At 68.1% G+C, this 21,192-nt stretch carries 27 protein-coding genes; 5 read left to right on the top strand and 22 right to left on the bottom strand.

The window, feature by feature from the left end:
- Positions 1-313: 313 nt before the first annotated feature.
- From MKK52_RS05425 to MKK52_RS05330, 20 genes are all read right to left on the bottom strand, one after another.
- Positions 314-1,063 carry a hypothetical protein gene (locus MKK52_RS05425; protein ID WP_243952805.1) on the bottom strand — a complete coding sequence of 250 codons (750 nt, stop codon included), beginning with the start codon at positions 1,061-1,063 and terminating at the stop codon, positions 314-316.
- A gap of 17 nt (positions 1,064-1,080) precedes the next feature.
- On the bottom strand, positions 1,081-2,073 hold the full coding sequence (locus MKK52_RS05420) for a mechanosensitive ion channel family protein (RefSeq protein WP_243952804.1): 993 nt from the start codon (positions 2,071-2,073) through the stop codon (positions 1,081-1,083).
- Between the two features lie 66 nt (positions 2,074-2,139).
- Positions 2,140-2,676 (bottom strand): CsbD family protein, encoded by a 537-nt coding sequence (locus MKK52_RS05415; protein ID WP_243952803.1) that lies wholly within the window; start codon positions 2,674-2,676, stop codon positions 2,140-2,142.
- 59 nt (positions 2,677-2,735) lie between these two features.
- A complete protein-coding gene (locus MKK52_RS05410; RefSeq protein WP_243952802.1) occupies positions 2,736-3,872 on the bottom strand; it encodes a chromosome partitioning protein ParA in 1,137 nt (378 codons plus the stop codon).
- 30 nt (positions 3,873-3,902) lie between these two features.
- Positions 3,903-4,214, bottom strand: coding sequence for a hypothetical protein (locus MKK52_RS05405; protein WP_243952801.1), 312 nt, complete (start codon positions 4,212-4,214; stop codon positions 3,903-3,905).
- A 24-nt stretch (positions 4,215-4,238) separates the two neighbouring features.
- Positions 4,239-5,009, bottom strand: coding sequence for an aquaporin Z (gene aqpZ / locus MKK52_RS05400; RefSeq protein WP_243952800.1), 771 nt, complete (start codon positions 5,007-5,009; stop codon positions 4,239-4,241).
- On the bottom strand, positions 5,009-5,365 hold the full coding sequence (locus MKK52_RS05395; RefSeq protein WP_243952799.1) for a DUF3618 domain-containing protein: 357 nt from the start codon (positions 5,363-5,365) through the stop codon (positions 5,009-5,011). The genes aqpZ and MKK52_RS05395 overlap by 1 nt, the downstream gene beginning before the upstream one ends.
- Complete coding sequence (locus MKK52_RS05390) at positions 5,355-5,720, bottom strand: phage holin family protein (RefSeq protein WP_243952798.1); 366 nt, start codon at positions 5,718-5,720, stop codon at positions 5,355-5,357. The genes MKK52_RS05395 and MKK52_RS05390 overlap by 11 nt, the downstream gene beginning before the upstream one ends.
- Before the next feature lie 44 nt (positions 5,721-5,764).
- Positions 5,765-6,211: a hypothetical protein gene (locus MKK52_RS05385; RefSeq protein WP_243952797.1), complete on the bottom strand. Its 447-nt coding sequence runs from the start codon at positions 6,209-6,211 to the stop codon at positions 5,765-5,767.
- Positions 6,212-6,250: 39 nt separating this feature from the next.
- On the bottom strand, positions 6,251-6,613 hold the full coding sequence (locus tag MKK52_RS05380; protein ID WP_243946271.1) for a CsbD family protein: 363 nt from the start codon (positions 6,611-6,613) through the stop codon (positions 6,251-6,253).
- A gap of 62 nt (positions 6,614-6,675) precedes the next feature.
- Complete coding sequence (locus tag MKK52_RS05375; RefSeq protein WP_243952796.1) at positions 6,676-6,867, bottom strand: hypothetical protein; 192 nt, start codon at positions 6,865-6,867, stop codon at positions 6,676-6,678.
- A gap of 112 nt (positions 6,868-6,979) precedes the next feature.
- Positions 6,980-7,444 (bottom strand): YidB family protein, encoded by a 465-nt coding sequence (locus MKK52_RS05370; RefSeq protein WP_243952795.1) that lies wholly within the window; start codon positions 7,442-7,444, stop codon positions 6,980-6,982.
- Positions 7,445-7,489: 45 nt separating this feature from the next.
- Positions 7,490-7,747 (bottom strand): 3',5'-cyclic-nucleotide phosphodiesterase, encoded by a 258-nt coding sequence (locus MKK52_RS05365; RefSeq protein ID WP_243952794.1) that lies wholly within the window; start codon positions 7,745-7,747, stop codon positions 7,490-7,492.
- Between the two features lie 86 nt (positions 7,748-7,833).
- On the bottom strand, positions 7,834-8,724 hold the full coding sequence (locus MKK52_RS05360; protein ID WP_243952793.1) for a YsnF/AvaK domain-containing protein: 891 nt from the start codon (positions 8,722-8,724) through the stop codon (positions 7,834-7,836).
- Positions 8,721-9,221 carry a YsnF/AvaK domain-containing protein gene (locus MKK52_RS05355; protein ID WP_409564623.1) on the bottom strand — a complete coding sequence of 167 codons (501 nt, stop codon included), beginning with the start codon at positions 9,219-9,221 and terminating at the stop codon, positions 8,721-8,723. Before MKK52_RS05355 ends, MKK52_RS05360 begins: the two co-directional genes overlap by 4 nt.
- Positions 9,218-10,174 (bottom strand): hemophore-related protein, encoded by a 957-nt coding sequence (locus MKK52_RS05350; protein WP_243952791.1) that lies wholly within the window; start codon positions 10,172-10,174, stop codon positions 9,218-9,220. The genes MKK52_RS05355 and MKK52_RS05350 overlap by 4 nt, the downstream gene beginning before the upstream one ends.
- Before the next feature lie 68 nt (positions 10,175-10,242).
- Positions 10,243-10,503 (bottom strand): GlsB/YeaQ/YmgE family stress response membrane protein, encoded by a 261-nt coding sequence (locus MKK52_RS05345; RefSeq protein WP_243952790.1) that lies wholly within the window; start codon positions 10,501-10,503, stop codon positions 10,243-10,245.
- An 85-nt stretch (positions 10,504-10,588) separates the two neighbouring features.
- The gene (locus tag MKK52_RS05340) at positions 10,589-10,783 is read right to left on the bottom strand and encodes a hypothetical protein (RefSeq protein WP_243952789.1); all 195 of its coding nucleotides are present in this window, start codon (positions 10,781-10,783) and stop codon (positions 10,589-10,591) included.
- 130 nt (positions 10,784-10,913) lie between these two features.
- Entirely contained in the window at positions 10,914-12,401 is a 1,488-nt protein-coding gene (locus MKK52_RS05335; protein ID WP_243952788.1) for a PAS domain S-box protein, read from the bottom strand.
- 184 nt (positions 12,402-12,585) lie between these two features.
- Positions 12,586-12,777 carry a hypothetical protein gene (locus MKK52_RS05330; RefSeq protein ID WP_243952787.1) on the bottom strand — a complete coding sequence of 64 codons (192 nt, stop codon included), beginning with the start codon at positions 12,775-12,777 and terminating at the stop codon, positions 12,586-12,588.
- Positions 12,778-13,187: 410 nt separating this feature from the next.
- Here MKK52_RS05330 and MKK52_RS05325 point away from each other — a divergent pair, with 410 nt between their 5' ends.
- The 4 genes from MKK52_RS05325 to MKK52_RS05310 all read left to right on the top strand — a co-directional run bounded on the left by MKK52_RS05325 (position 13,188) and on the right by MKK52_RS05310 (position 17,471).
- Positions 13,188-15,161, top strand: a complete 1,974-nt coding sequence (locus tag MKK52_RS05325) for an AI-2E family transporter (RefSeq protein ID WP_243952786.1) — start codon at positions 13,188-13,190, stop codon at positions 15,159-15,161.
- Positions 15,162-15,227: 66 nt separating this feature from the next.
- Positions 15,228-15,431 (top strand): hypothetical protein, encoded by a 204-nt coding sequence (locus MKK52_RS05320; protein WP_243952785.1) that lies wholly within the window; start codon positions 15,228-15,230, stop codon positions 15,429-15,431.
- Between the two features lie 204 nt (positions 15,432-15,635).
- Positions 15,636-16,880, top strand: a complete 1,245-nt coding sequence (locus MKK52_RS05315) for an alpha/beta hydrolase (RefSeq protein ID WP_243952784.1) — start codon at positions 15,636-15,638, stop codon at positions 16,878-16,880.
- Between the two features lie 363 nt (positions 16,881-17,243).
- On the top strand, positions 17,244-17,471 hold the full coding sequence (locus tag MKK52_RS05310; protein ID WP_243952783.1) for a hypothetical protein: 228 nt from the start codon (positions 17,244-17,246) through the stop codon (positions 17,469-17,471).
- Positions 17,472-17,761: 290 nt separating this feature from the next.
- Here MKK52_RS05310 and MKK52_RS05305 read toward each other — a convergent pair whose 3' ends face one another.
- The gene (locus tag MKK52_RS05305; protein WP_243952782.1) at positions 17,762-18,547 is read right to left on the bottom strand and encodes a toll/interleukin-1 receptor domain-containing protein; all 786 of its coding nucleotides are present in this window, start codon (positions 18,545-18,547) and stop codon (positions 17,762-17,764) included.
- Positions 18,548-18,736: 189 nt separating this feature from the next.
- Between MKK52_RS05305 and MKK52_RS05300 the strand changes: the two genes are divergently transcribed.
- A complete protein-coding gene (locus MKK52_RS05300) occupies positions 18,737-19,825 on the top strand; it encodes a DNA-binding protein (RefSeq protein ID WP_243952781.1) in 1,089 nt (362 codons plus the stop codon).
- Between the two features lie 727 nt (positions 19,826-20,552).
- Here the strand turns inward: MKK52_RS05300 and MKK52_RS05295 are convergent.
- The coding region (locus MKK52_RS05295; protein WP_243952780.1) for an outer membrane protein at positions 20,553-21,192 on the bottom strand (640 nt) is incomplete at its 5' end.

The raw sequence follows: 21,192 nt of genomic DNA, 5'->3' as shown, positions 1-21,192 counted from the left end.
CTGTCCATGACCACGGGGGATGCCTGCCGTCTCGGGGGCCGCCTTAAGGGTTGCGAGCCCCGACCAGCCGTCCATCTCCGGCATCATAACGCGGAGCAGGATCGCCAGGGGACGGAGCGACCTGTCGAGTGCCAATCCGGTACGTTCATGGTCCGCCGTGCGTACCCCGAAGCGCTGGCGTTCGAAGCGCCAATGGTGTAGCCGCCCCTGATCCTTATGCCCGTCCTCGTGCTCGTCAGTTACCTCGTCCCGTCCCGGCCGGCGGGAACCCTCGGTCCTCGTATGCGCCGTGCCTTGGACGACGTGGGTCGGGTCACAGGGTGAGAAGCAACGCGGAGTACCCGGCGCCCCCGAGCGCGAAGGCCCAGAACCGGCTTTGGCGCTCACTTGGAACCTCGTCCTTGAGGACGTTCAGGATCACGCCGCCGCCGAGGAAGGCCGTCAGGGCGGCGATGGCCGCGTCGGATACGGTGGTGATGGCACCGAGCACGAACCCCGCCAGCACGGCGACGACGAGGAGCCATCGCCCGATCCTGCGATAAGCCGCCTTGTGGTCCTCGTTCAGGCCGTAGTCCGTGACGACGAAGTGCAACGCCATCGCCACGGTGAAGAAGGCTAGAGAGATCGGCCCCGTCATCTCTCGATGGAGGAGGAGGTAGCCCACGAGGCCGTTATACAGGCCGAAGGACCCCATGTGGATCCAGAACACCCCGGCCCCGGTGCCGACGTCGACCGAGGCGCCCCGGGCGTCGGTGACAGGGATGCCGGCGCGGCGGGAGCGGTCGACCTTGGCGAGCCGGTCGAGCCCGTAGAACGCCATCAGGCCGGTGAGCGCGATTAGGTAGACGTGGCGCTCCGAGAAGCCGCCGAAGGTGTCCCCCGCCATGCGGCCGACGCTGGCCTCGCCACCGGCCAGTTCCGGGAGGAAATGGACGAACACGTAGGCCACCGCGACCCCGCCCGCGGCGGAAAGCCAGACGCTTCGAGGTGAGCCGTCCAGGAATCGTAGGGTCGGCGTCACGACGTGGACGACCCCGAGCAGGACCACCGCCAGGGCCGCCATGGGCACCATCGCGCCAGTCACTCGCCGGCCTTCGAGGCGGCCGCGGCATCGGGGCTCCCTCCGCGCCGTCGGCGGACGAGTTCGATGGGGGGCAGGCCGACGATGTCGTAGGTCGCTGAGGCGATGCCGATGCCGGCCGCGTCGAACGCCGTGAGGATATCCCGGCTCATCGCGTCCTTGGCGCCGCGGATCTGGTGCGTGCCGAGAATGAACCGGACCGTCAGTTCGAGCCAGTTGTCGGTGATGCGGTAGAACACCCGAGGTTCCAGGTCGACCGGCTCGACCCCGAAGCGTTCCTGCAACTTGGCCTTGGCCTCGACGGTCATGGCGTTCGTGTCCAGCGCGTGCCTCCGGGCGGCCTCCAGCATCACCGCCTCAACCCTGGTCCGGTCCGCCTGGTAGGTTACCGGCACGGCCATCTCCTCCCAGATGAACGGGAAGTCCCGGGTGTAGTTGAACACCGGCTCGGAGAAGATCTGTGCGTTGCTCACCGTCACGATGCGGCCGGTGAACTGCCGGCTGCGCACCCACATCGCCGGCGAGGCGCCCTGGACCGAGGGTGGCTGGCCCATCTCCATGATGGTGGTCTGAATGAAGCCCAGGCGCAGCACGTCGCCACGCACGCCGCCCATCGAGATGCGGTCGCCGACCGTGAAGGTCGCCCCGCGCAGGATGACGAAGTAGCCGGCCAGCGAGGTGATGACCTGCTGCAGGGCGAAGGCGAGGCCGGCCGACAGCAGCCCGAAGGCGGTCGCCAAGCGCGTCGGATCGTTGAACCAAATGGAGAGCAGGCCGAGGACGAGCAGGACCGCCGCGAGCAGGCTGATGCCCTGGCGCGTCCAGAACTTGGTCTGGAGCGTAGCGTGGTCGGTGCGCGTCAGGACAAGCCCGACCAGGGCACGCAACCCGAACCCGCCCCCGAGGACGACGGCGACGAACACCAGCGACAGGACGAGTTTGCGCCCGTTCTCGGCGTTGACGCCGACCCAATCGATTCCGAACAGATGCAAGGGGACGCCCCGGATGGCGGTGTTTGACCCAGCCGCCGTGCGGCGGCCGGGCGACGAGGGACGACGTCAGCGGCGGCCGTGGACGAGCAGCGCGAGGCCGTAGCCGACCGCGCCCGCGATCAGCATCGCGACCAGCGGGCTCTCCTCGACCTGGTGGCGGACAGCCCGGGTGCCGTCCCGGGCGTAGTCGTCGGCGTGCTCGTACAGGTCGCGGGCGTAGCCTCCGACGTCGCGCGCGGCATCCTCCGCCCGTCCATAGAGATCCTGCGCGCGACCCTCGACCTGGCGCCGTCGGCCCTCGACCCGGTCACGCTCGCCGCCCGTAACGGCACCGACCGCGCTCTGGACCTTGCCGCGGATCTCCTTCGCGGTGCCGGCGACCCGGTCGCCGTCGATGCCGCCGCGTTCGGCGGCATCCCCCACGGTGTCAGCGGCGTCGCGCACCGCGTCCTTGGCCCGCCCGTACAGGTTCTCGACGTTGCCCTTGGCCTCGTTGGCCACGCCCCTCGCCTGGGTCTCACGGTCCCCGGTCAGTTCCCCGGCCTTGCCCTTCACCTTGCCGCCGAGTTCCTTGGCGGCGCCGGTGATGCGGTTCTCGTCCATGGCGTCTCTCCTGTCGTCACGGTGAGGGGTAGATATGGTGCACCCGATGCCGGCTGGCCTCAGTCGGGCTTCACGGGCGTCGCGGCCGGCGCCGGTGGGGTCGAGAGTTGCTGCCGGGCGTCGGCCAGCTTGGCCTGTGCATCCGCGAGCTCGGCCCGGGCGGAGCGCAGCTTCTCCTCGACGTCCGCCACCTCCTTGTTCCTGGCGGACATCGTCTCCGTCAGCGTCGCAAGCTGGCCCTGCGCGTCGGCCTGCTGCTTCTGCAGCGCCTCCAACGCCGCGGCGGCCGCGTCGCGGTCCGACGTCAGCTTCAGGACCGACTTCTCTGCCTGTCCCCGCTCGGCGGTGACGCGGTCCCGCTCGGCCTGCGCCGTCGCGAGATCCTTCTGGGTGCCGTCCAGGGTCTCCCGTGCCTGCGTGGCTTGCTGGGTCATCTGCTCGTTCCCGGCCGCGAGTTTTTCGCGGTTCGCGGTCAGGCCGGCGACGGCCTGCTCCAGGTCGGCGCGCTGCTTAATCGCCTGCTCGGTCGCGGTCCGGGCATCCGCGAGTTCCTTCTGTGCCACGGCCGCCCCCTCGCGGGCCTTCTGCTGACGCTCTTCGGCTTTGGCGAGTTCGGCGGTCTTTCCAGTGGCCTCTTGCGCCATGGCGGCGATGTCGGCGCGCAGCCTGGCTTCCTGCTGCCGGGCGTCCTCGACCCGGCGCCCGACATCGGCGAGTTCCTGGGTTCGGGCGGTGGCAGCCTTCTCCGCGGCGGTGGTCGCGTCGCGCAGGGGGGCGAGCTTCCGTTCCGCCTCCGTCACCTGGGTCTGGAGGTCGGACAGGCGCTTCGTCTCCGCGTCGGACGCCGCCTTCGCCTCGCCGGCCTTCCGTTCGGCCGCCTGCCGCTCCTCGATGAGGCCGGCCGCCTTCGCCTTGGCCTCCTCGCCGGCCTGGGTCGCTTGCTTCACCTCGGTCTCGGACGTGGCGATCCTGGCCTGCAGCGCCGCGAGGGTGCCGGCGGTGGACCGCTGCTGGTCGAGGTCCGTCTGCAGGGCCGTCCGCTGGCCCTCCAACTCGCCGACGCGGTGGTCCCTGGCGCCGCGTTGCCTGGCGCCGGCGATGGAGGCCACGACCAGCCAGAGCAGCAGCACGGCGGCGATGATTGCCAGGCTGAACGGGAGGGGGCGGCGCAGTTCCGAACGGTAGTCGATGGCCATGGCGGTCTCGCGGGCTTGGAGGGTTTGGGGTCAGATCGAGGAGGCAGCCTCGCCCGGGGTCGGTTCGGCACCTGCGGCTCCGGCTTCGGGACCACGGAGGGGCGTGCCCGACCCGGCATGTGCCGCCCCGACCAGGGAGCCAATCATCGTCAGCAAGGTGCCGTGCTCCGGCGATCCACTGCCGGAGGCGAGAAAGGCCGCCAGCTCGATCCGGGACGGTGTCCCGCCGGACGGACCGTTCGGCTCGTGGAACACGAACACGTCAGCCGCATCTTCGCCCCGGCAGAGGAACCACCGGTCGTCGTTGCCACTGGCATGGATCTGCGTTCGCATGGTCGGCATCGGCAGGTCCCTCCGGTGGTGGCGCTAGAACTCTGTCGGCTTGATGCCGGCCTTCTCCAGGCGCTGCTCAAGCTCGGCCGGGAGTGCCTGCACCGCCTGCCGCACGGGCATCTGCAAAACCGGGTCGAGGGCGCGCATCGTCGCGTACAGCCCGGCCGCCGCGGCCCCGCCCAGCAGCGGAGCGACGATGAACAGCCAGAGCTGCCCCACCGCGTCCCAGCCGACGAACAGGGCCGGCCCGATGCTGCGGGCCGGGTTGACCGAGGTGTTGGTTACCGGGATCGAAACGAGGTGGATCACGGTCAGGGAGACGCCGATGGCGAGCCCGGCAAAGCCCACCGGCGCCTTCAGGTCGGTCGCACCGAGGATGGTGAGAACGAGGAGCGCCGTCAGGACGAACTCGACGATGAACGCCGCGGCCATGTTGTAGTGGCCCGGCGAACGCGCGTCGTAGCCGTTCGAGGCGAAGCCCAATGCGACGTCGAAGCCCGGACGCCCCTGCGCTACCACGTAGAGGACGTAGGCGGCGACGACCGCTCCGAGGACCTGGGCGGCCATGTAGCCGGGCAGGCGCGCCGCATCGAACTTCCGGCTCAGCGTCAGGCTAAGGGTCACCGCCGGGTTGAGATGGTAGCCCGAGATCGGACCCAACGCGGAGATCATCGCCATCAGGACGGAGCCGAAGGACAGGGCAACCCCGGCGTAGCCGATGTGGTCGGCCATCAGGACCGCGCTGCCGCAGCCGCAGAACACCAGGACGAAGGTGCCGATGAACTCGGCGATGTGGGGACGCATCAGCGGGAGGGCTTCGGAAGGGTAATGCCGGAGCCCGAGGTGGAGGTGACGGCCGCCGCCGCGTACCGGTCGGGATCGCGCACGGCGCGGTAGGTCGCCGGCCCACGCGGCTCCTTGCCCTTGAGCAGCATCGCGGCACCGAGGCACATCAGCAGCACCGGCACCGGGTTGCGCCGCACCGCCTCCAGCGCGCCGTCGTAGAGGGTACCCCCGGTCGCGTCGCGGCGGACGGCGCCGAGCATGTCCTCGGCGATGCCGGTGGGGGTGAGACGCTGGGTGAGCCTGTCCAGGGTTTGGTCGAGGCGGTCGCGGCTCGCCTCGATCTCTCGCTCCAGCGCGTCGGCGTCACTCGTCATGCGTCACGTGCTCCTTGATGACGGTGGCGTCGTGCCGAAGCTGTCGACCCGTACGGGTCGGGACGAGCGCATCGACCGAGAACCAGCTCTTGGCTGTGAGCGCCAGAACAATGCCGATGACCAGAAAGACGACGCCGACGATCAGGGCGGAGAGCGCCTCCGAGCCGACGACGGTGGCGAGCCATTTCACCAGGGCGTCGACCAACACCAAGAAGCCGACGACGGCAAACACCGCCGCGCCAGCCATCGTCGCGAGGCCGACGATCAGGCGGCGCAGGTTGTCCGCCATCTCCTGACGGAACAGGGCGATCTCACCCCGCAGAACATCGCCGGCACCACGGAGTGCCTCGGCCATCAGACCCTGGAGTCCGCCGGATGGCGGGGGTGGGGGAACGGCGCTCACGGATACCCGCCCCAGGCCTGCCTGGGCTCACCACGGGACTTGAGGGCATTGCCGTTCCCGGATCGCATGAGATGGAAGGTGCCATACCCGAGCGCGCCGACCACTAGAGCCGTCACCAACGGGTTGCCTCGCGCTACCGTTTCGGCATTACGGAGTAGTTCGTGCAAGCCACGGCGTGCGACGTGGTCCGAGAGCGCGTCGAGGTTGTCGGCGACCGTGTGGACGAAGGGCTTTGCCTGCGCCTGCCCATCGAGCTCGCCGCTGCCAGAACGGAGCGCCCTGGCGAGCTCGGACAGGAAGCCGGCCGCTTCGGTCCTGCGCCGGTCGGCATAGCCGCTCGCTTGGTCACGCACGGCGTCGGCCAAGCCGGCCGGCGAGCGCGCCGCCCGCATCGGGCCGTCGGCGGCAGGTGATGGTCCCGCAGATCGGGTTGGATCGTTCATTGTGCTGCTCCGGACCTGCAGGACATTGTGGAAGGGGGTCTAGCGGCGGCCGTGGACGACCATCGCGAGGAGGTAACCGAGTGCGCCGGCCATCGCCGCCATCATCAGCGGGGACTCCTTGGCATAGCTCGTCACCGTGTCGGCGCCCTGGCGGTAGGCGCGCTCGGCGTCGGGGAAGGCGTCGCGGCCCTGCTTCAGCGCGCCCTGCGCAAGATCGCCGGCCTGGTCGGCCACGTCGCGCACGGCGTCCTTGGCCTGCCCGTATAGGTTCTCGACGTTGCCCTTGGCCTCGTTGGCGGCACCCTTAGCCTTCGTCTCGCGGTCGCCTGTCACGTCGCCAACGGCGCCCTGGACCTTGCCGCCGAACTCCTTCGCGGCACCGGTGATACGGTTCTCGTCCATGGATGTTCTCCTGAATGGGGTCGGACGCGCGGGTTGCGCGTCCGGCGGTTCGTTGAAGTGGCCTACTTCTTGGCGCTCTTGCCGTGGGCTTTGGTCGAGCTCTCGTGCGCCTTCTCGGAATGTCCGTGGGCCTCCTTGGAATGCTTGGCGGCCTTATCCTCGTCGCCCTTCTCGTGGTGCTCTGCTGCGGTCTTGTGCGACTTGGCAGCGGCCTCGTGGTGCTTGGCGGCCTCGTCGTGCGCGGTCTTGGCCATGGTGGTGTTCCTCGTGCGGCACCGTCACGGTGCTCGTTGCGGTCGTGTCGACCGGCGCGTCCGGACGGGACGGATCCCGACCGGCGTGCGGGATATCCTCAGGCGCGCCGCCTCAGAGGGCGGGCAGCCTGCCGTCGGGGGTGTAGCGGTCCACCGCCGAGGGAAGCTCCCGGGAGAGCCTGGAAAGCAGCTCGTCGTGCGACAGCCCCGTCTGCCGGGACAGGGCGTCCATGACGTCGGAACCGATGGCCTGGCGCAACTGGGGCGGAGCGATCTCCTGGTTGGGACCGTGGTTCACCCAGGAATCGGCGGCGGCACCATGGCCGTTCTGCCGGAAGCTCTCGACCAGCTGACCCAGCCCCCCGCCGAGCACGTTGCCGATGCCGGCTCCGCCGAGCGTACCGCCGATGTTGCCGAGCAGACCTCCGAGGCCGGCTTGGCCAGGCGTGGTTGACGACCCTGCACCCGGAGAAGAATGACCTCCACCCAGCATCTCGGCGATCCTGTCCTTGTTCTGGAACCCAGCCACGGCAAGCAGGCCGAGCAAGGCGGTCATGGAGGGAAAGCCGTCACTCATATTCGTTCTCCCGTTCGGGTGTGCGAGGTACGGGTTCCAGGCGGCTCAGGACCTCGAACCGGTTCCCTTCGACGCCTTGTATTCGTCGATGGCGGTCCGGCAGCCGGGCGAGAGCTTGCCCATGTTCCTGCGGAAGCACGCCACCACCTCCGGCCCCTTCGGATCCATGCCGTTGCAAAGACTGAGATAGTCCCCGGAGCAGAACGTCCGGAGATGGTTGGTGGCGGCATCGTCGCCCTGGGCACCGGCGGAGCCCGCCGCCATGATCAAGGAGAGGGCGAGGAAGCCGGTGATGCGGATCATGGGGCGGAGGCCGTGCTCGATGCTTGCGTTGAGGGTTGGTGCGTTGGCCGGGAGGAGGCCGCGGGCTCCCTCCCGGCCCGGCGCGGTCAGATCGGCTTGCGCGGGGCGGTCCCGGTGGTGCCGGCCGTGCCGGTGCGCTCGACGTTGCCGCGCTCGTCAGTGACCTCGACCTCGGTGTGGCGCACCTTGTCGGTCACGGTCTCGACGCGCTGGGTCGCGTCCTTGCGGATGCCAACTTCGCCGACGACACGGGCCTCCTTCGAGACCACCGCCTGCTCGCGCATCTCGGTGGCCTCGATGACCTTGTCCTCGAACAGGGCCATGTCGCCCGGGGTCACCGCGCGGTCGACCACGCGGCGATCGACGTGCACGGTCTCGTCATGAAGGGTAACGTTCTCGCTGACGTCCTTCTCGACCGCGTAGGAGCGGACGCGCACCCGGCCGCTGTCCACCATGCGCTTGCCGACGTTGAGCCGCTCCTCAACCACCGGGATGTAGTCGGTGCCCTGCGCTGTCCCCTGAGCCGTGACGGTCTCGGTGGAACCGGCCGCACGCAGACCCGTCGCGGCGGTCGTCGATGCGGGGGCAACGGCCGCGACCGGCGCGCCTGCAGCCTGTCCGGTCCAACCCTCCTTGCGCCAGGCCGCCTCGCGCTCATCCATGTCGATCGAGCCGTGCTCCTCCAGGATGTCGTAGGTCCGCTCCGCGTACCCGTCCTCGACGGTCGCAGTCAGCATGGTGCCACCTCGGTTCAGTCCCTCGGCGTGCAGGTGGCGGTCCTCCTCCGGCATGAAGAACTCCTTCAGCGAGCCCCACATGCCGCTCTCGTGGGTCGTGGCGGCGCTGGTCGTCGTGCCCGCCTCGCTGCCGGACAGGATCCGGACGCCGACCTCGGGGATGCCGCTGGCCACAAGCTTGGCCTTCGCGGCGGTTGCGTCCGTGTAGGTGTCGTACATGGCGGTGATGGTTTGGGTCATCGTTCGATCTCCGGTGTTTCAGCTAGGTTCAGGGCCGTGACGTGCCCCTCGGGGGACACGCGTTCGATCACGGCGTGCTGCCGGCGCAGCGTCACCGGCATCTCGACGTCCTCGCCCCCCGTGGTCTGGCGGACATGCACCTCCTCCCGCAGGACGAGGCGCTTCTCGACGACGAGGATCTCTTCCAGGATCGGGATGATGGTCACCCCGTTCTCCTCGCGGACCACCGGGGGCGTCTCGCCCTCGGCCAGGGTCCGGTTAATCGGCACCCGGGTGACCCCGACCATGTCGCTGCGCAGGGTCTCGCGCAGGACCTGATCGACCGCCTCGGTGCGGGTCGAGACCCGCACCCGGCCAGTCTCCACCGCCCGCTTGTCGATGCGGGCGGTCTCGGCGATCAGCGGGAGCGTCACGCTCTCACCGATGGCGACCTCCGCCGCCTTGTCCTGCGTCCCGGGGAGACGCGGCTCGATCGCGGCGGGGTCGATCACCGTCAGACCCGACGCTGGGTCGTGACGGCGGGGGCGGTGCGAGTGAGCACCGGGTCGACGGCGGCACCACGCCCGGCGAAGAAGGCCGACAGCGCACCAAGGACCAATGCCAAAGCGCCGTAGAGCGCTCCCTGCGAGCCGACCCGTGCGGCGGCATCGGCCGCCTGCTTGGCCTGCTCCTTCGCCTTCGCGACGGTTTCGTTGAACTGCTGGGCGTATTGCTGGACCTGGGTCCGGGCCTGATCGACCGGGATGCCCTGCGCCTTTGAAAGCGCCTGAGCCGCTTTCTCCTGCGCATCCTTCTGCTGGCCGGCGTCACCGGTCACCGCGGCGCGCATGGCGCTGACGGCAGCGTTCTTGAGGGCTTCGGGGTCATTGCCGGTCGTGCCGCGGACCTGGCTCTCGATGTTGGAGAACGGGTTGTCCATGCCCGGCAGCGACGGGGCCGCGGCCTGGGCTGCCGTCTTCACCGAGCCGCCGATCAGGTTGCCGGCGCCACCGAGCGTGCTCGACACCGCGCTCGACGCGCCGCTGACGATGCCGCCGACCGCCGAGGACAGCAGGTACACGACGACCAGGGTCGAGACCGCCCAGGCGATCAGCCCATGATAGGCGGTGGTGTTCCGAGCCGGCTTGCCCGAGAGGCGCCCGGCGAGCCAGCCGCCAGCGGTGGAGGCGAGGATGCCGGAGATCACGAACCAGATACCGGCGCCGGACGAGAGCGACCCGGCGGTCGGGGTGCCGTTGCCGGCCGGGTCGACGGTCGAGAGCCCGATCCCAAGCCCGACCATGTTGAGGATGACCTGGGCGACCAGCGCGATCACGGCGCCGGCGATGACAGCCCCCCAGGAGATGGAGTGCAGCGCCATCGTGCGCATATCCTCGGCCGGGGTAGCCGGGCTGGTGGTCGGCAGGTCGCGGTCATAGGCCGGACGGGTGGTATCGGGTGATAACGCCATCGTGGAAACTCTCTTGTCGGGGGTGGTTGGGTCGGGCTTCGGCCGAGGGTCGGCGGAAGGAGTGGGGGTCAGAGGACCCGGCGGCGGCCCATCAGGGCGTGGTAGAGCCACAGCACCACCACGGCGCCAACGACGGCGACGAGCAGGCTGTAGAGGTTGACCCCGGACACCCCGGGCTGGCCGAACTGGTTGAACAGGAAGCCGCCGACGACGGCGCCGACGACGCCGAGCAGGATGTCGACGAGCAGCCCCTGGCCGGTGTTGTTGACGATCTTCGAGCCGATGAAGCCGGCGATCAGGCCGAGGACGATCCAGGCGAGGAGAGACATGGTCGGCTTCCGTGTGTGGGTGTGCGGTAGGGTTCCGACGCCGGCGGCTGCGTCGGGGACAGAGCGGGCTCGGATGGCCGGGACGCTAGGGACCTGAGGTCGAACTCGGCTTGGTGGGCTTGGGCGACTTGGTTTTGCCCTTGGCGTGCTGCGCCTCTATCGCGGCGATCTCGGCCGTAGCCTCGGTCTCTACTGTGATGTCCCCGAAGATGATGCCGATGGCCTGCTTGATCAGGGCGCGCGCGTGATCGTCAGACAGAACCTTGCGGCCCTTGCCCATGTCCTGGCCCTCGCCCCAACCGGTTCAACAGTCGTTCAGGAGCCCGGTACGAGCAGGCCTATACCGCAAAAATAGCAGAATCCAGCCGATGTTCCTCGGCATTACATAAAAGTATTTCAGATCAATGCGGTTAGTGTTTTTTGCCTAGTTTTCGTGTGTTGTTTTTGCCGTTGTTGTCAAATGACGGCTTTTCCCCGATGCCGCGTTCCCTGGCCCAGACCACCACGGCGCTGCGCCGGTTGACCCCGATCTTCCGATAGAGGCTCGCGACGTGGTTGCGCACGGTGCTGAGCGACACGCCGAGCGCCGTCGAGATCTCCTCGTCGGTGTCGCCGCGACAGATGCCTTCCAGCATGTCGCCCTCGCGGACGGTGAGCTTCTCGATCATGACCTGCGGCTTGCCGGGCCTGGGCGGGTTGCGCAGCAGGGCGAGCTTCTCGATCACCCCGTGGCTGAACCACGAGGCGTCGGCCATCACCGAATCAATGGCTGAGATGAGCTCGGTCTCGGTTCGCTTCCTCGACGAGATGTCCTGGACGGCACAAAGCAGCCCGGCGCCGCCGTTGACGGTGATCCTCTCGGCCGACACGAGGCAATCGAGTTCCTCGCCGTCCCGGGTGCGCAGGCGGCCCTCGAAGGCCCGCACCCGGTCGTAGCGCTGGAGCTCGCGCCTGAAGCGCGTCCGCTCTGCCTCCTCCGCCCAGGGCATCGTGGTGGCGTCCGCGCCCCCGAAGGTCGCGGCGTAGGCGTCGTTGACGCTCGTCGGCACGTCCGCGTCGGAACTCAGGAGGACCGTCGGGATCGGGCTGAGCTCGAACGCCTTGGCGAAGCGCTCCTCGCTCAACCGAAGCTCGGCCTCGGCCTTCCGGCGGTCCTCCAGATCGGCAAAGGTGAACAGCATGCAGCGCTCGCCGCCCGGCATCTCGATGGGATGGCCGGCGACGATGACGAATTTCTCGCGGTCCGAGGGGACCGAGAGGCAGGCCTCGCGCTGACGTATGGTGGTGCCGGCATGCAGGTGCGCCACGGCGGAGGCGCGGTGCTCGCCCTGACCGATCAGGTCGATCTCCGTGAAGCTCCGGCCGAGCACCTGCTCGCGGGCGTACCCAGTCAGGTCGACGAAGCCCTGGTTGACCTTCACGTAACGCAGGTCGGACAGCCGGCAGACCACCGCCGGGGCGGGGTTGGCCCTGAACATGCACTCGAAGCGCTCCTCCGCCTCGTAGCGTTCGCTGACGTCCTGCATCACCAGGGCGAGTCCGGTCGGGATGCCATCGGCGCCGGTGGTGACCAAGCCGCGCATCCGGTGCATCCAGGTCCGAACGGGATCACGCCTGTGGTGGACCTCGACCACGGCGTCGCGAAAGGCCTCGCCGGCGAGCATGCGTTCGACCGGGTGCTGCAGCGGTCCGACTTCGTGGTGGTTGCGGTAGCGCAGTACGAAGTTGGTCCGGTACTCGGCCACGTTCTCCCCGAGGTCGCCGAGGTCGCTCACCCCGTGCATCGTCAGGGCGGCCTCGTTGGCGTAGGTCACCGTATGGTCCGGCGCGATGAGGATCACGCCCTCACCGAGGCCAGCGATGACCTGCTCCAGTTGGCGCTGCATCGATGTCGGCATCACGGTCGCATCCCTCCACGGCGCCGGCAGTTCGACCGTCTCCCCGCTCGATGCGCATGGGAGCAGTGGCAACCATCAAGCTTGCGTCGGACGGCTAAGCACCGATCTTCTAACTCCGCAGAACTTCACCAGTATCCAGTATGCGAAGGGCGCGTGAGACAGCAGGTCCTACGAGCCGCTTTGGTCAAACGGATTGAGCGATCCGCATACGAGTACCACAGTGAGGACTAACCTCGACGACGAAGTCGCAGACGACCTCACCGTCCAACATGCGCTGGATGAGGTAGCGGCTGGGCGCACGGTTGTTGCGGTAACGCAGGCTGAAGCGCGCGCGGTAGGCGTCGACCGTCGCGCCAAGGTCGGACAGCGCCGCCACGCCGTGCATCGCAAGCGTCGCGTCGTTGGCCTAGGAGATGCGCTGGTCCGGCTCGACGAGGATCACGCCCTCTCGTTCGGGCCGGCGACGAGCCGGCGGCGTTCCAAGCGGTTGGCATCCGTCGCGATAGGTCGGCGTCCGGGGCCATGGCCTCCGGTGCCCCGTACACCGGGTGGTTCGATCTCGCGCCCGGGGGTGCGTCGGCTTCCGACCTGCGCGTTCTTTGGGTTGACCTTCAGATCTATGGTCGCCCCCGGCGGGGCGGCGGAGCCGGGTCGTGTCGGGCAATCGTTGCATGCCGGGCCGCGCGCGACCGGACGGCGGCGGATGTGAGGTCCGCCGGGACCAATCGATGCCTTCGGCGTTGAGATGCGATGCGCTGCGGAACGCGGCGTGACCGGGAATCGCGCATGCCGATGGACGATGCCGTAGCCGTGAAGCCGCCCGCCCAGGTGCCGCCCCCGTTGGTTCCTGGCCTGCGCGGTCTGCTGACCCTCGCGGTGGGCGTCGTGCTGATCGCGGCGCTGTACTTCGGACGCGAGGTGTTCATCCCCCTCGTCTTGGCGGTGCTCCTCAGCTTCGTCTTGGCCCCGGTGGTCAATCTGCTCCGGCGAATCAAGCTCGGGCGCGTCCCCTCGGTCATCGTCGCCGTGCTGCTGGCGCTCGGCGTGATCGGCGGCATCGGCGCGGTCATCGGCACGCAGGTGGCCGGGCTCGCCGGCAACCTGCCGCAGTACCAAGCTACGGTCTCGAAGAAGTTCGCCGGCCTGCAGCAGGGCTGGCTCGGGGAGGCTAACCGGGTCATCTCGAAGTTCAGCCACGAGGTCCACGACGCCACCCAGAAGGCAGACGCCTCCGGGACGACGGCGGCGACGGGACCCGCTGGCGACACGCCCAAGGCGCAGTTGGTCCGCATCCAGGACCCTGAGATCTCGCCGCTCGCACTAGCCGAAAAGGTCCTCGGCCCGGTGTTCGAGCCTCTGACCACGGTCGGCATCGTCCTCGTTGTGGTCGTGTTCCTGCTCCTGCAGCGGGAGGACCTGCGCAACCGCATGATCCGCCTGTTCGGGTCGAGCGACCTGCATCGCACCACCGTGGCGATGGACGATGCGGCGGGCCGGCTTGGAACCTACTTCCTGGCTCAGCTCGGCATGAACGCCGCGTTCGGTGTCATCGTCGGCGTCGGACTGTGGTTCATCGGCGTACCCAACCCGCTGCTGTGGGGCGTGTTCTCCGCGCTGATGCGATTCGTGCCCTACATCGGTGCCTTCATCTCCGGCGTCCTTCCGGTCGCGCTGGCGGCGGCGGTCGATCCGGGCTGGAACATGGTCATCGCCACCGCGGCGCTGTTCCTGATCGCCGAGCCGGTGTTCGGGCAGGTGATCGAGCCGCTGCTCTATGGCCACTCTACAGGCCTCTCGCCGTTCGCCGTGATCGTCTCGACCCTGTTCTGGGGTTTCCTGTGGGGGCCCATCGGCCTGATCCTGGCGACCCCGTTCACGGTCTGCCTCGTCGTGCTCGGCCGCCACGTCGACAGCCTGGAGTTCCTGGATATCCTGCTGGGCGACCGGCCGCCGCTGACCCCGGTCGAGAACTTCTACCAGCGCATGCTGGCAGGCGACCCGGACGAGGCCCGCGACCTCGGCGAGCAGATGCTGAAGGAGCGCTCCTTGTCATCGTACTACGACGAGGTCGCGCTCAAGGGCTTGCAGCTCGCCGCCAACGACTATGCCCGCGGCGTGGTCACACCGGCCCAGCTTGAGAACATCCGGGCGTCGTCCCGCTCCCTGGTCGAGGATTTCGAGGACCACCCCGACGTCGAGCCGGCAGGCACCGACGCGACGGTCAACCCGAACGATACGCCGACGCTCGCCGAGCGCGCGCACCCGAGGAACGAGGCCGTGCCGGGCCGGGCCCCTTCCCGCGAGGCGCTGCCCGAAGTGTGGCGCGGCGAGGCGCCGGTGCTGTGCCTGGCCGGGCGCGGCCCCCTCGACGAGGCCTCCTCGGCGATGCTGGCGCAACTGCTGCGCAAGCACGGGCTCGGGGCGCGCGTGACGGCCTACCAGTCCGCCTCACGCGAAGGCATCCGCGACCTCGACCTGTCGGGCGTGGCGATGGTGTGCATCTCCTACCTAGACATCACCGGCAACCCGTCGCACCTACGCTACCTGCTGGAACGGCTTCGTCGGAAGTCGAGGGACGCCAAGCTTCTGGTCGGACTGTGGCCGCAGGGCGAGGCGGTCCTGACCGACACGGACCTCGGTCGGCAGGTGGGTGCCGACGCCTACGTGTCGTCGCTGCGCGGTGCGGTCGAGGCGTGCCTGAGGGAGGCGGCTGCGACGACTACGGGCGGCCAGACTCCGGCCGCGGCGAACGCCGCCTGAAGCCGGAACATGCCGACGGCTTGACCGTTATTCGCGCGTCATAAAGTCAAGCCTTGGACAGCAGCCGTGAAGACAATCGTCGCCCTCGCGATCTCCCTGCTGGCCGCCGCACCGGCCATCGCTTCCGAGACGCGGAACGTCGCCCGTGGCGTCGCGAAGGGCGAGACGGTTCGGATGGCCGCCATCGTGAACGCCGCCCCGGCGCCCGGCGTGCAGGTCGTACCGGCCAAGAAGATCCGCGTGGTCCTCGCCTCGCCCTACGGAAACTGAGGCCCGCCGGCCGGCGCTGTCACTCGGGGGACATCGGAATCCATCTTCGCGTTTACCGTCCGTACCGTGCCGCAATCGTCCCGTAATCATGCCCGGCCTGGACCGAGGGTGAACATTCACCCATCAAGGCAGGGTTCGGGGGTGCGGGTGTTTCGAAGTTTTGAAAGTCTCGCACGCTCGCTGGCGACCGCGGCCGGACTAACTGTGCTCCTCGGCCTCGGGGCCTGCGCCGGCCGTCCGACCGGCGTGCTGCTGCCCATCGCCGACACGGCACCGGTGGCCGGCGCCTCCCGCGTCGACATGCTTGTTGCGACCACGCGCAAGTCGGCGACCGACCGCGGCGTGCTGTTCTCCGGCGAGCGCGGCGAGGCCGTCACCTACACCGACCTCGCGGTGTCGATCCCGCCCGACGCCACTCGCCAGCCCGGCACCGTGCAGTGGCCGGAGCGCCTGCCAGGTAACCCGGCAACCGATTTTGTCGCGCTCCGCGCCGAGCCCGTCGACCGCTCGAAGGTCACTGCCTGGACCGGCAAGGCGGCCCACGGTCGAGGCAAGCGCCACGTCCTGGTGTTCGTGCACGGGTTTAACAACAAGTTCGAGGATGCCGTCTTCCGGTTCGCGCAGATCGTGCACGACTCCGGCGCCGAGGTCGCGCCGGTACTGTTCACGTGGCCCTCGCGCGGTTCGGTGCTCGCTTACGGCTACGACCGAGAAAGCACGAACTTCTCGCGCAACGGCCTGGAGACTTTGCTACGCGACCTTGCGAAGGACCCGAATGTCGGCGAGGTCACGGTCCTCGCCCACTCGATGGGCAACTGGCTGACCCTGGAGAGCCTGCGGCAGATGGCGATCCGCGATAAGCGCGTCGCCCCCAAGATCCGAAACGTCATCCTGGCCGCGCCCGACGTCGACATCGACCTCGCCCGTGCCGCGTTCCACGACATGGGTCCGGACCGGCCCCGCCTGACGCTGATGGTCTCCGGCGACGACCAGGCACTCGCGGTCTCGCGGTTGGTATGGGGTGACAGCGTCCGGCTCGGGGCCATCGACCCGACCGCCGAGCCGTACAAGTCCGAGTTGGAGCGCCAGAACATCGGCGTCTTGAACCTGTCGACCGTGAAGGGCGACGACCCGCTCAACCACGGCAAGTTCGCCTCTGGCGAGGTCGTCGCGCTGCTGGGCAAACGCCTCGCCGACGGCCAGCCGATCTCGGACGGGCAGATCGGCATCGGCGACCGGCTGGTGAGCACGGCGGCCGGCGCGGCCTCGACCGTGGCGACCGGTGCGGCGCTGGCGGTGGCCGCCCCCGTGGCCCTCGTCGACCCGCAGACGCGCGAGACCTACGGCGACCATCTCTCGAACGTCGGCAGTGGTCTGCGCGATACGGTGGGCTCGACGGTGGACCTCGCGGGAGCCCCGGTCCGCGCCGTCACGGGCGTCGGGCGTTAGCGGATCGGACGAACCGTCATGCGGCGCTTTCGAAGCGTCGCGCGTTGGTGCGGGCGGGTACGTGCGTCCTCGCATACGTTGTCAGTCGGGCGACGACCGCGATCCATTCATCGGAGTTTTCATGAATCGACCCCTATCAATCGCGTTCGCCTTGGGGTTCGCCCTCGTCGTTCCCGCTACTGCTGATGACGGGAAGAGTGACCTCAAGCGATACTGCACCGGCGACGCGACAACCTTCTGCGGAGGCATGGACCCGGGCGGGGAGGAAATGAAGGCGTGCTTCAAGAACCACCGCAAGGACCTGTCCGAGAACTGCCGCCGCGCCATCGATGCCTACGAGGCGAAGGGCGGCAAGTGATGGGCGTGCGCGTCGTTATCGCGGCGGCCGTGCTGGCCGCGACCTGTTCCGGTGCGGTCGCACAGGATCAGCCAATCACCAGCCCCCAGGACGCGCAGTGCCGCGACGAGGCTCGGGACAAGGTGTTCGCCGCACCCAACCCGAAGGGTCTGACCCCGTTCGCGCTGGGCGCGGAGATCTACCACGCCTGCATGAGGCGGCTGGGCGTCGAGACGAACCCGCCGCGCGAGTAGACGCGGCGGTCGCTGTTACCGGGCGTCGATGGGCCCCTGTGGCTGCGGCGCCGGCACATCCGCCGGCGGATCGCCTTCGGGGGGCGAGGGTTCGGGCGGCGGGTCGCCGATGGGGGGAGCAGGATCGTCGCCAGGACGGGGCGTGTCGGACATGCGGTCGTCTCCTCCTGCCGGCGGTACGTGGACGTGCCGGATCAGAGGTACAACGCCGGACCCGCCCTCGCGGTCCCGCTAGCCGGATGGGCGACGTCTCCTCCAACTGCACGTGGGTGATCACAGGGAACCTCGGTCTAGCCGGACTTCGAGTTAGACCGTCCAGCTACTTCGGGTTTCCTCGGCGGCTTCGGCAAGGCCGTCCTTCCGGGGACGACGCCGGTGATCTTCGGTGCCGACTTCCGACGGACAGCTTTGACCGGGGACCTCGCCGGTGATTTCGTCCCTGGGCTCGCCGAGGGCGTTTTAACCGGTGTCCTCGACTTCGGCGGATGGGCCGACGGTTTGGCGAGGCTCACGGCCATTCCCGCGCGGAGGGTCTTCACCAGCTTACCGATGCCTTGGGCAACGTTGAGGTAGGCGGCGTCAGCGCTCCGCCAATCCTGGACGGTCCGACCGTCCTCGGGCAACAGCTTGAATCCGGCAGCCTTGGTTTCTTTCCAACTGCAGGGCCGTACCACGACGCCGACGACGCGAATGGTGCCCCTGGCCCTCCGGCCCATGGCCCGGTCGTACTCCAATTGGCAGTAGCGGCTGGAGATGTACTCCGGACTTAGCAGGGCGATCATGACGTGGGCCTCCCGGAGGGCCTTGGAAATGCTGGCGTCCAGGGCATCTCCGGGGTCCATCCTTCCGTCGAACCACGTTTTCACGCCGTCCTTGAGCAGGGGCGCCAGATGGGTTTCGAGTTTCTGCCGGGCCACGGCGTCGACATGGGAATATGAGACGAAGATCCGGACCTCGGGCTTACCCATCGGGGTGCGGGAGTCGGCGTTGGCTGTGGCCCGGACCTTATATGCCGCTGCCTTCGGTTTCCCGTACAAGGGGTCCTTGGCGGTTCGGGTGCGGTTCGGCGTGGCCATGATGCCTCCAGCGCGTGGCGGCTAAGGTCTCGGTCAGGCCGTTCGACCTCGTTTTGTTCCGTGGAAAGCTGTGGACGTGCAACGCGATAGCGTTGGCATCTTGATCAGGTTGCCGTCGGGGAGGCGTCGGTGTGACCGCTTCTTCATGCCTGGTCCCCATGATGACAGAAAGCTGTCGGGGTGCGGGTCATGGTCGATAGGGTCGAGGTCTTTAGGGTCGCGGATCAACTGCGGGCCTTGCGCGGGGACCAGGCAGTCCGGGTCTCGGTCCGGCGCGTACGGGACAAGCTCCGTCGTAAAGGGTCCTTCAGCGACGTCGGGCCGGAGTTGGCGATCTGGAAGGCGACGCGGAATTACCAACCCGTGATCGAGTTGATGGAGTTGCCGGACGCATTGCAGAAGCGTTTGGGCGACTTCGGCAAGGCCTTGCTCGACGAGGTCCAGGCGAACGAGAGCCGCGTCCGGGACGTCGAGCGCGCAAACTTCGAGGTCGAGCGGGCGGCGTTCAGGGAGATGCTGGACGAGGCCGGCATGACGGTCGACGTGTTGGAGGCCCGGGTGGCCGCACTCACCGCCGAGGTCGAACGCCTGCGCGGCGGCGGGGCACCTGAAACATCGGAAAGATCGGCCAAGGACGATGCCGAAACACAGCGCCATCGGGACGTTTGGGAGCGGGGCGTGGGACTGAGGACGCTGATGGCCCGGGAGGGGGACGAGATGGTCAGGCCGGATGCCCATGAGGCGTTCTGGAAGTCCGTCGAGACCGAGGTGATGACATTGCTGCGGGGGCGCAGTCCGATGTTCGCTGCTGACATCCTATCCGCCCTACCGGCGAGCCTGCTCAACAACGGGGCCGACGTCGAGATGCCCCTGTCAGTTGGGTGGCTGAGATACAGGCTGCGGTCGATGATTGAGTCGGGCAGGCCGCTCAAGGAAATAAACGGGCGATTCCTGCAAGTCGAGCCGGACCCTGCTCCCGCACAAGAGGTCGAAACGAGGTCGCCGCCGCCGTCATTGGGGGACTCAGTGATGTGGGAGGTCCGGAAGGTGCTGCTTGCGCACGGCCCGTTGAAGGCGGCCCAGATACGGGAGCGTTTGCCGGCGAGGGTCCACGAGGCCGCCAAGAGGCACTGGAAGGATGGTCTGAAGCGTCTCGCGAAGGACATGTCCGAACGGGCAGGACGCGGGTACTATTTCAAGAGTCTCGGCGATGGCCGCTACGCAGCGCTTGAACACGTCGAGGTCACTGGCGCCAGCGACTCCGAGCGTATTGCGTAGCGTGTGCTGATACGCATGACCCCTTACGTTCAGCGGTAATAGTCGATTGACTTGGCGCCGAACGGCCGAGGCGCTGACGGTGTTTCCGGCCGCGTACATAGCCGTCGGCAGCGCGCGTTCTGAATAGGCCTAGGAAGCGGATTGCGGCGGTGGCGCAGCAAGCCTTCTTCAGGTCGCCTCCCCGAACTGTCGCCGCACGGTTCGTTGGGATCGGCTTGGTCAGCCCAAGCGTGAACGCCGCACCATCTCCGGAGCAACTCCTTAGCGAAGGTGGAACAGCTTGCCTGCGGCAGGATGTTACGCCACTCGTAGCGCGTAACGGGTCCCGCTATCCGCTACGGGTTATCTTCGTTGGTGATGCCCAATGGTCGGAGCGATGCCTGTTACCGTCCGCATACGTAGCCGCGACAGGTAGTCCCGCCAACATCATGTGGCCGCCTACGGTCGTCGTCGCTTCCCACTCCGACGGAACGTCGAGATCAAGGCGGCCCCATCCTTAAGCTCGGTCTCACTGCCCTGGATGATGGATTTGACGCGATAGCTTGAGGCTTGGCCTTTCGGCCTTAGGCGTGGGTGGACGGACTAGCTCGTAAACGTAAACGAGGCCGCATCCTGACGGATACAGCCTCGCTCAACTTCAGATAAATTTAGACCCGAACTTTGGGTCCCAGATCACAACATTGGAGCTGGGATCACCGAGTCGGGACCGGCGCGGTGATGGTCGATCCTAGTAGGTGCCGAACTTGTAGTTCACACCAGCGCGGATCACGGCGAACTCCGTGTCGCGGCGCAGGTTGGCGGGGCCCTGGACCACGGTCACGCCCTGGGAGGCGGTGGTGACCAGCTGGCCGAGGTTGTTGGTGGCGAAGGCGCCGGCAACGTTGCGGTTGCGGTCCAGGTTCACGTACAGGCCTTCCACCTTCACCGTCACGGCGGAGGAGCGGAAGAAGTTCAGGAACGAGTCGGTCGGGAGAGCGTATTCGATACCGCCGCCGACCACGTAGCCGGTCTGGAAGTCGTCCGAGCGCACGCCGGTGCCGAACTGACGGCCGCCGCCCGAGCCGTAGGCGAAGCCGCCCGTGGCGTAGAACAGGGTGCGGTCGAAGGCGTAGCCGAGGCGGCCGCGCACGGTGCCGAAGTAGTCGAGGCCCGACAGGCCGTCCGCGTTGAACACTAGGGTGCCCGGGAGGATGGCCGAGCCGCTGGCGCCAACGGCGGAGAAGCGGTTCCGCCGGGGGTCGAAGTCGGCGTACGGGGCTTCAGCTTCGATACCGACGACCACACCCGAACCCGGGGTGAACTGGAAGTTGTAGCCGATCTGACAACGGCCGACGAAGCCTTCGTTGCCGGATGATTTCGAGAAGGCG

This window comes from Methylobacterium sp. J-067 (assembly GCF_022829465.1).
Classification (GTDB): domain Bacteria; phylum Pseudomonadota; class Alphaproteobacteria; order Rhizobiales; family Beijerinckiaceae; genus Methylobacterium; species Methylobacterium litchii.
The sequence above is the reverse complement of the archived record's forward strand: the minus strand, read 5'-3'. Positions and strand labels throughout refer to the sequence as shown.

Bases quoted from the DNA above. Each gene is read 5' to 3' on its own strand.
- MKK52_RS05425 (WP_243952805.1), bottom strand. From the start codon at position 1,063: ATGGCGGCCCTGGCGGTGGTCCTGCTCGGGGTCGTCCACGTCGTGACG.
- MKK52_RS05415 (WP_243952803.1), bottom strand. From the start codon at position 2,676: ATGGACGAGAACCGCATCACCGGCGCCGCCAAGGAACTCGGCGGCAAG.
- MKK52_RS05410 (WP_243952802.1), bottom strand. From the start codon at position 3,872: ATGGCCATCGACTACCGTTCGGAACTGCGCCGCCCCCTCCCGTTCAGC.
- MKK52_RS05405 (WP_243952801.1), bottom strand. From the start codon at position 4,214: ATGCCGACCATGCGAACGCAGATCCATGCCAGTGGCAACGACGACCGG.
- aqpZ (WP_243952800.1), bottom strand. From the start codon at position 5,009: ATGCGTCCCCACATCGCCGAGTTCATCGGCACCTTCGTCCTGGTGTTC.
- MKK52_RS05395 (WP_243952799.1), bottom strand. From the start codon at position 5,365: ATGACGAGTGACGCCGACGCGCTGGAGCGAGAGATCGAGGCGAGCCGC.
- MKK52_RS05390 (WP_243952798.1), bottom strand. From the start codon at position 5,720: ATGGCCGAGGCACTCCGTGGTGCCGGCGATGTTCTGCGGGGTGAGATC.
- MKK52_RS05385 (WP_243952797.1), bottom strand. From the start codon at position 6,211: ATGAACGATCCAACCCGATCTGCGGGACCATCACCTGCCGCCGACGGC.
- MKK52_RS05380 (WP_243946271.1), bottom strand. From the start codon at position 6,613: ATGGACGAGAACCGTATCACCGGTGCCGCGAAGGAGTTCGGCGGCAAG.
- MKK52_RS05375 (WP_243952796.1), bottom strand. From the start codon at position 6,867: ATGGCCAAGACCGCGCACGACGAGGCCGCCAAGCACCACGAGGCCGCT.
- MKK52_RS05370 (WP_243952795.1), bottom strand. From the start codon at position 7,444: ATGAGTGACGGCTTTCCCTCCATGACCGCCTTGCTCGGCCTGCTTGCC.
- MKK52_RS05365 (WP_243952794.1), bottom strand. From the start codon at position 7,747: ATGATCCGCATCACCGGCTTCCTCGCCCTCTCCTTGATCATGGCGGCG.
- MKK52_RS05360 (WP_243952793.1), bottom strand. From the start codon at position 8,724: ATGACCCAAACCATCACCGCCATGTACGACACCTACACGGACGCAACC.
- MKK52_RS05350 (WP_243952791.1), bottom strand. From the start codon at position 10,174: ATGGCGTTATCACCCGATACCACCCGTCCGGCCTATGACCGCGACCTG.
- MKK52_RS05345 (WP_243952790.1), bottom strand. From the start codon at position 10,503: ATGTCTCTCCTCGCCTGGATCGTCCTCGGCCTGATCGCCGGCTTCATC.
- MKK52_RS05340 (WP_243952789.1), bottom strand. From the start codon at position 10,783: ATGGGCAAGGGCCGCAAGGTTCTGTCTGACGATCACGCGCGCGCCCTG.
- MKK52_RS05335 (WP_243952788.1), bottom strand. From the start codon at position 12,401: ATGCCGACATCGATGCAGCGCCAACTGGAGCAGGTCATCGCTGGCCTC.
- MKK52_RS05325 (WP_243952786.1), top strand. From the start codon at position 13,188: ATGCCGATGGACGATGCCGTAGCCGTGAAGCCGCCCGCCCAGGTGCCG.
- MKK52_RS05305 (WP_243952782.1), bottom strand. From the start codon at position 18,547: ATGGCCACGCCGAACCGCACCCGAACCGCCAAGGACCCCTTGTACGGG.
- MKK52_RS05300 (WP_243952781.1), top strand. From the start codon at position 18,737: ATGGTCGATAGGGTCGAGGTCTTTAGGGTCGCGGATCAACTGCGGGCC.